We start from the raw sequence: 10,943 nt of genomic DNA, 5'->3' as shown, positions 1-10,943 counted from the left end.
CCGGGGCACAGGCTTCGCAGTCTCGTAGGGACGATCCGACGGATCATCCCGGTGAACTGGGCAAGTCGAATAGCCGTCACCTAACCGTCGGCAAAGCGACTTGACATTTTCCTTGTGTCCACATAATTGAATCCGACCTGATCAGGTCCAGGACAAGGGATGCAATCGCGGCGGCTGGCGCGGCGGGCAGGATGAAGGGGCGTCCACACACGCTCACCCCAGAGGAGCGCGCCTACCTGCTCCGGATGTACGAAACACGGCGATTCAAGATCGAAACACTGTGTAAGAACAACGGTTTGAAGAGATCCGCGCTTTACAAAAACCTTCAACTCGCCAGAGCTGAACGAGACTCACTCACCGAATCGGCCGAGTAAGTGCACTCCACTTCTGAACTCGTGCAGTCGTCTTCTGAAACTGGCATCCGACGCGGCGGCACACGCCGCCCACGACGTATGCAGGCAGTACGACCGAGAACGACTCCACCTCGAATCATCCTGACACCGGCTCGCCCCGACCAGAGAGCCCCGGCAGTGCTGTCACACCGCCGGGGCCGGTCGATCACAGAGATAGGACCTGCGATCAATGAACAACGCTAATACCCCCGACCTCGACGCCACCAGCGAGGACACTCTCGACATCCACCCCCGCGTGTTGACCGGCGCACTGATCACCGGCCTGGCCATTGCCCTCGTCGTCGGCGCGGCCTCGTTCAAACTGTCCTTCTCCACCCTCCTCGACCTCGCCGTCATGGCCGGCATCCACCCCGGCGACGCATGGGTCATCCCCGTCGCCCTCGACGGACCGATCCTCGCCGCCGCCGTCATCCGGATCGCCCTCTCGCAGCACACCGACGACGCCACCAAACGAGGCCGGCGACTTGTCGTGGCCGTGCTGACCGTCTCGGCGATCCTGTCCATCGCGGGCAACGCCTACCACGCCGTGCTGACCGCCACGGTCCTCAACGCAGCTGTCGCAGCAGCAATAGCAGCATTAGCGCCAGCGATGGTCCTCACGATGAGCGAGATCGTCGCCGTCGTCCTGCGCGCACCACGCCGCCGCCGGACCACGATCGACACTGTCGGTACTCCCGACGATGTCCCCGAACCGGATCAGACAGAAGGCCCGATCGACCGTGTCGAGGCCGACCAGCACAGTGCGAGAGCAGTATCGAGTCTTGCAGGGGTAGACGAAGACCTGGACAACGGCCTGCTCAAGCCCGCCGTATGGACCAGTGTCAACCTCTACCTGGCGCACCCCGACTGGTCGCTGAGCGACATCGCCCGCCACCTCGAGCTGCACACCTCGACGGTGTCGCGGCACATCAAGACCTGGACCCAGGTGCAGCAGAACATCGCCAGTCAACGCAGCACCGCCGCCCCCTCCGTCGTCGCGCAGGCGCGCGACGCCGAGCCCGGGCACGACGAGAGCACCGGGGACATCGAGGCAGGCTCGCACTATCTCGACGACGAATACGCCCAGGTGGGTACCGACCGTGACTACGTGGGTGCGAGTCGATGACGAGCCAGCAGCGGGCAGTGAGAACACGCGCAGATCTCTTGGCAGGAGCTGCAACAGAATTCGCTCGCCACGGATACGTAGCATCGTCGATCAATCGCATCCTCGACCACACCACGTGCACCAAAGGCTCGATGTACTTCCACTTCGCCTCCAAGCGCGAGATGGCCGAGGCGGTCCTCGATACCGCTGCCGCCCTCTATGCCGCGATCGCGGAACGCTGGAGCACCGCAGACGGTATAGATCCGCTCGATGCGATCAGGGCAATGGTCGACGATGCCGCGCAGGCCTTCACCGAAGAAGTGTCGCTGCGCGCCGAGGCCCGGTTGAGTGCGGAACCGGAATTCAGCGCCCGTCGGCCATTCGCAGCATGGGACGCAGCAGTATCGGTCCTCGCCGGCAGAGCCGCCGAATCGAGTTGGTTCAGAGAGGGTTTCACCGCAGAGAAATTCGTTCGTGTTCTGGCGGCACCGCTGGCCGGGCACCGATTGCTGGCGCACATCGCCCTCACCGGAGTCGCCGTGTCGATCCGGAGTGGCTACCGAGAGTCGCTCGAGACCGTTCTCGCCGCCGCAACCACCGCGAATGCCGGCGCAGCAGAGGTTAGTGCCGACACCGCGGTGCTCACGTTCGAGACGATCGACGTTGCGGCATCCGTGCGGCGAGCCACACCGAATGTCCGCCCCGCTCAGGTGTGAACGAGGGGTGGACACCGTCGCCGAGCCAAGTCGAGTAGCCCCGATCCGGCGACGGCACAGGCCACCGGTTCATCGTCCGAACGAGGACCGGGTGGTCATGATCGACATCGACCGGCGTCCTGGCCGACCTGTCGGCGCACGAGGCGATATGGCCGACGAGGAGATACCCCCAGCCCCAACGACCTCAAAGGCTGATCACTTTGCGAGACCGCCCATATCTGTACTAATACGCGCGCGCGTGCAGTTGAGTCCGCACTCGATCTCGCGCCGTCTGACCTCTGTTTGTGACAGCGTCAGCGCGCCATGTCCCCTCGGTTGCAGATCCAACTAACCGGTTAGTTGCCGCTCCAGAGGCTGTACGGCGAATCTCGACTGAGATCGCAAGCGTCGGCGATCGCGCCACAAGTTAGGGCACCGAATTTGAATGCGGTGTATGTTTCGTAGCAGTGTGTCCCAGTTTCGTTGCATCGACGTTGCATGGCTAGTTGCATTGATTGGTGTGAGGCCGCAAGAGACATGTCGGACATCTGACGGTGCACCCTTGGACTTTCTGGTTCAATGGTGTCCATGAACGTAGAAGAGAACGCCACCGTGGGTGGTGAGAACGAGGCAGCCTCGGTGGCCGACTCTGACGCTGCTGCCGCTGCTGTCGAAACTTTCGGTGATGAACCGGCAACGCCGGCGGAGACTCGTTCGGAGATTGCGCGGTTCGCTCCGCGTGGTTACCTGCAGGTCCGTCACATCCTCGTGCAGAGGCCCGAAGCTCCCCGCCCGAGCATCGTCGGCCGCGCCGTTTCCGAGCGAAAACACCGTGCGCTGGTCCTCTACCTGCTGCTGCTGAATTGCTGGCCATGGTTGCAAAGCAGCAGAGAGCCGCTCACCGCTGGTGCGTGGATCCGGGCACTGACGTGGGAAGAGCAGGGTGTCAGAGCGCTGACCTGGTCGCCGTCCACTCTCTCTCGCTCGTGGGCGGACCTGCAGGACATGGGCCTCATCAAACGCGGACGTAGCGGGAAACTGCTCGGAGTGCAGCCTCGGCGCGAAGATGGCGCGGAGGACTACTCGGCACCCGCCGGCCGCCGAGATCGAATGTCGAAGTACTTCACCCTGCCCCACTCGTTCTGGAACGACGGTCATTTCGCGAAACTGACCTTGCCAGGCCTTGCCGCGCTGCTCATCGTCGCCAAGGAGACCAGCAATCAGCCCGAGATGTGGGTGCGCTTCCAAGATGGACCGGGTTGGTACGGGATCTCAGCGAAGTCACTGCAGAACGGTCTACGTGATCTCGAGAGGCACGGACTACTGCATCGCCGAATCGAGACAATTAAGGCTCCGCTGTCCAAAACCGGCTCTACCAGCAGGATCTGGTACTCGCTGACCGGCGACTTTGGGTTGGAGGCACGCAAGGCGGCCCAGGCGAACGCCGACAAAGCGCGTAAGCGGAAGAAGAAGACTGCGGTCGAACCGTCGGCAAAAGTGAAGAAGCGGCCCGGCGGCAAGAAGAAGAAGCGGTTGCCGGTCGTCTCCGCACCAGCCCCGGCACAGGTGTCGTCATGACGACACCTGTGGAGGAAACAGAAAATCCCCCACCGGTCATGCCGGGTGGGGGAGATTCTAAGTTCGCCAGCGACCGTCACAAAAGCGACTCCGCTGCATCCGTACGCGACATTATCACAGATAAAGAGAAAAGTGTGAAGCCCTCAGCAGGTTCGATCCTCCACCATCTGCACATTGCGCGACTGAGTGCATACCGGTCAAAGTGCGACGGGTCGGACGAGGCCACACTCGAGCTGTACCTGTGGAACCTTGAGCTCTCCGCCGCCGTGCACCAGGTACTCGCGTTCACCGAAGTAGTTCTCCGGAACGCGATCGATGGCAGTCTGCGAGCGTGGAACGCGGCCGAGCCGCCCAACACCGTCGACGGCGCGATCGTCAACTACACCGATGACTGGTTGCTCGAACCCGCTGCCCCTCTGTCGAAGTTGACGGAAAAGACCCGATCAGAGGCAAACAAGTGGGCGGGGAGGGCCCGCCAGAAGAGGAAACCCAACCACACACGGTTCCGGGCACCCGTCGACCACAACGACCTGCTCGTCCAAGTATCCCTCGGGGCATGGAACAACCTGCTACCCATCAAGAGCCCCAAGGCTGACACCTACCACCCGCGCAAGTATCTGTGGGAGAACGCCATCATCAACGCCTTCCCGAACCTGTCGAACGATCCGAACGGACTCGGCACCGCCGCCCGCGTCGGAAACCTCCTCGACCTTCGCAACCGGGTCTCCCATATGGAGCCGCTTCTCGACGTTTCCATCGACCAGCTGTACAACGACGTCCTGCAGCTCCTCGACAGCATCGATCCGGCACTCAAACCATGGATGAAGCGATACAGCCGGATGGTCTCCGTCTATCGCCAACGTCCCTGAGCGCGCAGTGCGGTGGTGATCAGTCGAGCTGGGCGAATCGAAGGTCGACGATCAGGTCCCGCAACGATTCTGGGTCTGGGCAGTATGTCTTTCTTAAAGTCTGCCCAGGTCGGCCACTCGAACAGTGAATCGGGGAGCTTGGTGGTAACCCACTGAACGCCGTCGAAATATGCAAACCCGGCATTCTCCTATCCGCGCTGGTGCGTCCAGGCGGGACTCTCGCTCTCGTCACTTTCGTCAAACCATCAGCGCGCGAAGCCCCGTATTGCTTCGCCACATGGGTCTCCACCGCGGTTGTCAAACGGTGGCGGGGCAGTTGGAGCTCACTCACCGAATCGGCCGAGTAAGTGCACTCCACTCCTGAACTCGTGCAGTCGTCTTCCGAAACGGACATCGTCATCGAGGTAAAAGAACCGTTCCAGCTCAACACGGGACAACGCCCGAAACCGGCCATAACCGCCCCCATCGGTCATGCCGACATGAAATCACCTGTAGGCCCATACCGCTGGATGTTCAGCGTTTAGCGCCGGATTGGGCAGATTTGCTCCTCGACCCCCGCAACGGAGACATCGACACCGCGCGGCGCGAGCTGCTGTCTCTGTGGCGGGAAGTCGGCGCGGCCGGGCTATGGGCTGTTCGGCTCGCTGGCCGGGTCGGCCAGCGCATGATCGGGATGGCCCCCGGAACCCGCTGACCGAGCCCGCAAAGCAGGCGGAATGAGCTCGGTCTTCTCGTTCACCACCGCCGCTTGGTGGAGGACCCGCTGCACCGTCGCCGCTGTGCGGATCTCGCCGTTCTGCTCCAACGCGCGGGTGGCGACGGCTGAGATCTCGAACGGCACCTCCGGCCGCATCATTCGCGGTTCGACGACCGCACCTGTGGCATCGAGCTCTGCCGCCTTCATCCCGCTCACGGGCCGGGCCCGACCGGACTCGTCCACCGGGACGAGCGGCCATCGGGCAGTGATCAGTGCGTAGAGCATGGCGCCGAGCCCGCGCACGTCCGAGCTCTGATCGGCGTCGGCGAGGGTCGCCGGGAACGCAAGAACGGCGTTGCCACTGCTGCTGATCCGCACGCGATCGGGGTGGTCGATCGAGAGGGCGTCGCCACGGCGGTGCGCAGCTTCGGCGGCTGCCGCGAGGGCCTTGATGGCGTTGGCGGCCCCGGCCGGCGAGGGGACGGTGTCGGCCATTTCCCGTAGTGAACGTCCTGGTGTCCACTCGGCGATGACGATGCCACCTGAACTGCCGCGAATCACATCGAGCACCCGGGCGAGGCCAGGTGAGGAGATCCGGCCGAGCCGCAGGGTGCGGGATAGGATCGCCTGCGGTCTTTTGGGGCTGTCTCCGGCGCGCTGGTCGGCATCGACGAAGGTTAACGCGACCTCGCGGTCGAGATTGACGTCATGTGCCTGCCAAAACTTGAGACCGTGGGCGGCCCCGTGCGGGGCCAGCAGTCGGTAGCGCCCGCCGACAACCGATGCGCCGGGTATGAGCTTCGGTCCGCGGAAACCAGCCGGTCGGGCGAGTGCGTCGGTCTGAGGTTGCTCGGTCCTGTCCAACGCAGCACGACCATCAGCAGGTGGGACCACTTGCTGCCTACGCTGGTCGACCTCGGCCGACGTCCAGCCGGTCGCGTCGTCGGTCACTTCACCTATATCGGCCGCGAACCGGCGTGCAGGTGTCCCCGACTGGCGTCCCCCCCGCGGCATCGGGGACCATCGTGCGTTAGGGACCTGCGGATAAAGGTTTAATGGACCAGGATACGGGAGCGGTCCAGGACCGGTCCTGGGTGTGAGAGTTGGATCGGTAGCGGACCCGGCCGGCGGCAACAGCCTCGTCGCGGCCTCGGGTACGGCGTCGGTGACCGTTACCGGGTCCAGCGAGGACGCGGGTCTGCCTCGCAGGCGCCGGATGATCTTGAGGATCGCGACCGTCACCATCAACACCTCGGGGATCCGCCCGTACCAGAGGATGCCGAAGGTGATGCCCATCATCACCACGCCGCCGATCGCCACCCTCAGCAGCGGACCGATCGGCCCGAACATCTCGGTCAGAGCGTCGAGTCCGGCGAGCCGGTCCAACGCCACCATTGCGGCGCCGCCCGCGGCGGACGAGAGGATCACCATCCAAATGGTCTTGCCGACGTTGACCATCCGGAGGTCGCCGAGGCTGCGATGCAGCAGCCAGCCACCGATGCACGCCCCGACGACGAAGCCCAGGCCGTTCGCGACACCGAGCCACAACACCACCTGTTGATCGCTGGAGGCCACCACCGGCGCCAAAGCGGACAGTCCGATCTTCACACAGGTGATGCCGAGGATGATCCACGTGGGCGTCCAAGCCTGTTCGCGGGCGTAGAAGACCCGTAGATGGATGAGCACCAGCGCGTACGGGATGAGGGTGAACGCGGACCAACTGACGGCCTCGCCGAGCCGGGCGGCATCGGAGGCAAAGTTGCCGAAACCGAAGAGGGCCTCACCGACCCATGGGCCGGCGAAGGTCAGGAACACCACGATCGGGACCAACGAGACGAGTGTCAGCCGGGTGGCGACGGACAGATCGTCGACGACGGCGGGAGTGTCGCCCTGGGCGGCCTTGCGGCTCAGGCGCGGCATGATCGCGGTCAGGACGGTGACGCCGAGGATGCCGTACGGCAACTGGAGCAGCATCCAGGCCTGGGAGTAGATCGTCGGACCGGTGTCGTCGGCGTGCGCGGAGATCCTAGTCGCGAACGCCAGCCCGATCTGGCTGATCATCACGTAGACCACGATGGCCGCGGCCATCCCGCCGAATGTCTTTAGCCGGTCGTCAATGCCCCACAGCGGACGCAAGTCCACCTGCTCGCGGTGCAGTGCCGGCACCAGCGCCATCACCTGGGTGATCACTCCGGCGGTAATACCGAGGCCGAGGATCAGGATGTGTGGATCGCTCATCTGCACCGGGTCGAGAGTAATTTCGCCGGGCACCAGGAAGTACAGGGAGAAGATGCCGAGGACCACCAGGTTGTTGCACACCGGCGCCCAGGCTCCGGGTTTGAAGTTCTGGCGGGTATTGAGGATCGCAGTGAGGAGCCCGGAGAGGCCGTAGAACAGGATCGCCGGCAGCACCAGATACGACAGTGCGGTAGTCAACGGACTGCTGACCTGGGCATCTTCGGGGATGAGGATGCGGCTGAGCAGCGGCGCGCTGAGCGTGGCGACAACCGTGACGCAGAACAACATGGTGAAGGCGACGGTGAAGAGTCGTCGGACGAAGGACGTCCCGCCGTCGGGATCTTCGAGTTCGGCGCGCACCAGGACGGGAACGACGATCGCGGTCAGCACTGCGCCGAGAACCAGTTCAGAGATCATGTTCGGCAGGAGCGAGGCGGCGGTGAACGAACTGGTTACCGCGCCGCCGAGGATCGCGACCATCACGATCTGTTTGAAGAAACCGGTAATGCGGCTGACCAAGGTGGCGACCGCGATCGCCCCGGTGGTCGCGAGCAGGCTCTTGTGTCTACGCGGTGGCGGACCGTCCGAAGGTGGTCCATCCGTCGGCGTGGGTTCGTCGGGGCTGCGGTCTGCGGAGTAGTCGTCGTCGGTGATGCGCGGCATCAGGACGGTGAGCGAGTCGTCGGGCAGCGGACCGCCGTCGGGTGAAGGCGGGGACGGATAGCTGCGTACGTCACGCGACGAACTCCGCGGCGGCAGCGGTCGGTGCTCCCACGGCGCCCGCCGCTGCGGCGTCGACCGCCGGAACACCGGCACCGCGGCCAGTCGGTTACGAGAGCCGTCGCCCTGGTATGAGACGTGCTTCTCCGTCGTCATGGCTCCTACCTTCATCGGCTGGGTGAGGCTGGCCTTTGAAGTGATGTCACAGAACGCCCGGACAGCACCACCAGTAATGCACCTGCGCACGCAGTGATGATCACCAACGCTTGACCATACGCTTTGGAGCGGACGTCAATCATGGGTAGACCACTTCAAGCGCTACTGATCGAGCGCAGTCAACGACAGATCGATGGCCAGGTTCTGGGTGTGGTCACCTCGTTGCGGACGGTGATGGTGCGGTTACTGCAACTCGACGCCATCGACGCCATCGACGGCATTCTCGCTGGCATACGTTGATGCTGATCGGTAAATTGTTGAGTGAGAAACAGCAGCAGTGCATCCTGCTCGGGCGCGGTAGCCTGCCCCGCAGGGAAGGGGTGAATACCGACTGGGGGTCATAGACTGGGCTGTTGCGCGGTGATTCGATGCGGGCGCTCTGTTCCGGATCTGCTTAGTGACCGCCACATCCTCGTCGGACACTTCGCCGCCGAGGAACCGCGATCGCCGCCGCTATCGTCCCCGAAAGCTTTACCGGAATCAATGGTCATCGAACCTCAACCGGCGGAACCCGATCCGGTGGACGAGGCGACCGTCGTGCGTGAAACTCACTAGTCCTACCTGGCCCGCCTATCGCGCCGCAGAGCACCACGTAAAAGATCTGCTTCACCGGAGTTGTGTGGGCGCGATCCGGTGGGTACAGCTCGATAGCGCTTCGGCCGTCGGTGCCGCTGACCATCCGCCCGATCACTCTGTGGGTGGACTCAGGTTCTCTGTTTCACTCACCACGAAGCCAGCCTTCGAAAGTCGAAGCGGCACACCCCTACGGATATTCTGTCACCGCGGGGGCGCATCTCGAACTACACGCGCCGCAACCGCTTGAAGATGACGAAGAACGCGCCATGTTCGAGCCACATCGCCGCCGCACTGACTCGCCGCGGCGAACCGAAACCCCATCGTTGAGCTATGAACCCGAGCATTGCCGTTCGACGTCAGTCTCGCCAACACATTCCAACGGCTTCGGAACACAATACTGACCCACTTAGGCAAAAACACCACCGGCAGAAATATTTAGGCTGGGGCGGGAATCCTCGATCCTTATCGGGGACGAGGATTCCCGCTACAAGCTAGGCCACGCCAGGCCGGCGTTGGCAGGCAGGGCCGTGACGTTGAACTGGTCGTCGATATCAGACCGCACCCGAGGCGCATCTGTGTCTACGGTGTCCGCAAGATCAAGGCCGAGAACAATTGACCTCGCTTCCAGCGAACGCGGGGCGAGATCGGCGCTAGCACGGCCCCTGGACTGCGTATGCGTACCTGACTACCGAGTACGGTCCCAGTTGCGAATTCTGCCATGGAGCCATGCATGTGAAGTAATAGCCCCCTCCCGCATCGTTTACACGGATGAGCTGCCTGTTACCGCCGCAGTGGTTGTACCAGGAGAAAACTGTCCCGAGCCAGTTCGATTGCGTATACCAGCCGCATTGAGCTGTCGCGGCATTTGGAGTTGGTGCAGGACTTGGATCTGGCGCAGCGTTTGCAGCACCGCCTCCTACGGTCAGAGCGGCTACGGCCGCCGCCCCCACAATGGCGCTGGATAGTGCACGTCTAAGCATGTCAATCCTCTCCCTTGCGACTGTGACACCTGTTTCCGGTGTCGTCTGGACTCTTCCCAAAACGGACAATATCGCCGTACCGACCGTCACGTATGTAAAACGAAAAAATCAGTTTTGGCTTTGGGTCTGGGGCTGCACCGTCTACGGAGTTAGACCCGTTACGGGCGTTCGGCAGCTCTCACCCGACCGGATCGCCCATGTCGTGGCCTAGATGCTCGGTCAATTCCGCTTTCAGACCGCGATCGAGAGCGAGCTTGATACGCCGCCGGTTGTAGAAGATCTCGAGCGCTCCACCGCTGCGCAGGTTTCGATCGCACTCCACGAATACGACAACGACTCCGTGCCGCAGTAGCTCCGCGCCATCGCTGCAGGCAAGGACGTACCCGTACCGAACGAGCAGTAGCCACCGCCGCTGATCTCGAGGGTGACGAATTCTGCGTCACCAAACTCGACCGACTGTCCTGCCTTGCAGCCAGCGGCGTGGCACTATCAATCGACGGCAAGGTCTACGACCCCGCCAACCCAATGGGCAAGATGTTCATCGGAATGCTCGGCCTGATTGCCGAATTCGGCCTCATCCGAGCACTGCCCGCGGCCGCAGCGGTCGGCAAGATGAAAGGCAGGCCGCACACCCTCACACACGAAGAACGTGCACACCTGCTTCAGGTGTACGAGACACGGAAGTTCAAGATCGAAACACTCTGCAAGAGCACCGGATTACAACGATCCGCCCTCTACAACAACCTCACCCTCGCGCGGGAAGTGACGCGACCTCGTCAAACAGCGCACAATAGCCAGCCTCGCCGCAGCCCGAGCCCGCGGCCGCATCGGCAGACAACCACCGAAAATCGACGCAGCCAAAGCCCGCCAAATCACC

Annotated in this window: 8 protein-coding genes and 1 pseudogene; 5 read left to right on the top strand and 4 right to left on the bottom strand. The window is 63.0% G+C overall.

The window, feature by feature from the left end:
- Window positions 1-582 precede the first annotated feature (582 nt).
- The 4 genes from QMK32_RS23740 to QMK32_RS23725 all read left to right on the top strand — a co-directional run bounded on the left by QMK32_RS23740 (window position 583) and on the right by QMK32_RS23725 (window position 4,639).
- Entirely contained in the window at window positions 583-1,518 is a 936-nt protein-coding gene (locus QMK32_RS23740) for a DUF2637 domain-containing protein (RefSeq protein ID WP_283477966.1), read from the top strand.
- Window positions 1,515-2,213: a TetR family transcriptional regulator gene (locus QMK32_RS23735; protein WP_283477965.1), complete on the top strand. Its 699-nt coding sequence runs from the start codon at window positions 1,515-1,517 to the stop codon at window positions 2,211-2,213. The genes QMK32_RS23740 and QMK32_RS23735 overlap by 4 nt, the downstream gene beginning before the upstream one ends.
- 567 nt (window positions 2,214-2,780) lie before the next feature.
- Window positions 2,781-3,770 carry an ArsR family transcriptional regulator gene (locus QMK32_RS23730; protein ID WP_283477964.1) on the top strand — a complete coding sequence of 330 codons (990 nt, stop codon included), beginning with the start codon at window positions 2,781-2,783 and terminating at the stop codon, window positions 3,768-3,770.
- Between the two features lie 134 nt (window positions 3,771-3,904).
- Entirely contained in the window at window positions 3,905-4,639 is a 735-nt protein-coding gene (locus tag QMK32_RS23725) for a hypothetical protein (RefSeq protein WP_283477962.1), read from the top strand.
- A 625-nt stretch (window positions 4,640-5,264) separates the two neighbouring features.
- Here the strand turns inward: QMK32_RS23725 and QMK32_RS23720 are convergent.
- Both QMK32_RS23720 and QMK32_RS25480 read right to left on the bottom strand, forming a co-directional pair.
- Window positions 5,265-8,450, bottom strand: coding sequence for a murein biosynthesis integral membrane protein MurJ (locus tag QMK32_RS23720; RefSeq protein WP_283477961.1), 3,186 nt, complete (start codon window positions 8,448-8,450; stop codon window positions 5,265-5,267).
- Window positions 8,404-8,590, bottom strand: a pseudogene (locus tag QMK32_RS25480) (hypothetical protein); the annotation flags it as partial. The gene QMK32_RS23720 and the pseudogene QMK32_RS25480, both read right to left, overlap by 47 nt.
- A gap of 1 nt (window position 8,591) precedes the next feature.
- Between QMK32_RS25480 and QMK32_RS23715 the strand changes: the two are divergent.
- The gene (locus tag QMK32_RS23715; protein ID WP_283477960.1) at window positions 8,592-8,750 is read left to right on the top strand and encodes a hypothetical protein; all 159 of its coding nucleotides are present in this window, start codon (window positions 8,592-8,594) and stop codon (window positions 8,748-8,750) included.
- Between the two features lie 986 nt (window positions 8,751-9,736).
- Here the strand turns inward: QMK32_RS23715 and QMK32_RS25475 are convergent.
- Together QMK32_RS25475 and QMK32_RS23710 are read right to left on the bottom strand one after the other, a co-directional pair.
- Window positions 9,737-10,066 carry a DUF6355 family natural product biosynthesis protein gene (locus tag QMK32_RS25475; RefSeq protein WP_502943750.1) on the bottom strand — a complete coding sequence of 110 codons (330 nt, stop codon included), beginning with the start codon at window positions 10,064-10,066 and terminating at the stop codon, window positions 9,737-9,739.
- A 178-nt stretch (window positions 10,067-10,244) separates the two neighbouring features.
- Window positions 10,245-10,388: a hypothetical protein gene (locus QMK32_RS23710; RefSeq protein ID WP_283477968.1), complete on the bottom strand. Its 144-nt coding sequence runs from the start codon at window positions 10,386-10,388 to the stop codon at window positions 10,245-10,247.
- Window positions 10,389-10,943 lie beyond the last annotated feature (555 nt).

Source organism: Rhodococcus sp. H29-C3 (genome assembly GCF_030063405.1).
Classification (GTDB): domain Bacteria; phylum Actinomycetota; class Actinomycetes; order Mycobacteriales; family Mycobacteriaceae; genus Rhodococcoides.
Note: the sequence above shows the minus strand (reverse complement) of the source record. Positions and strands in the feature narration are given on the sequence as shown.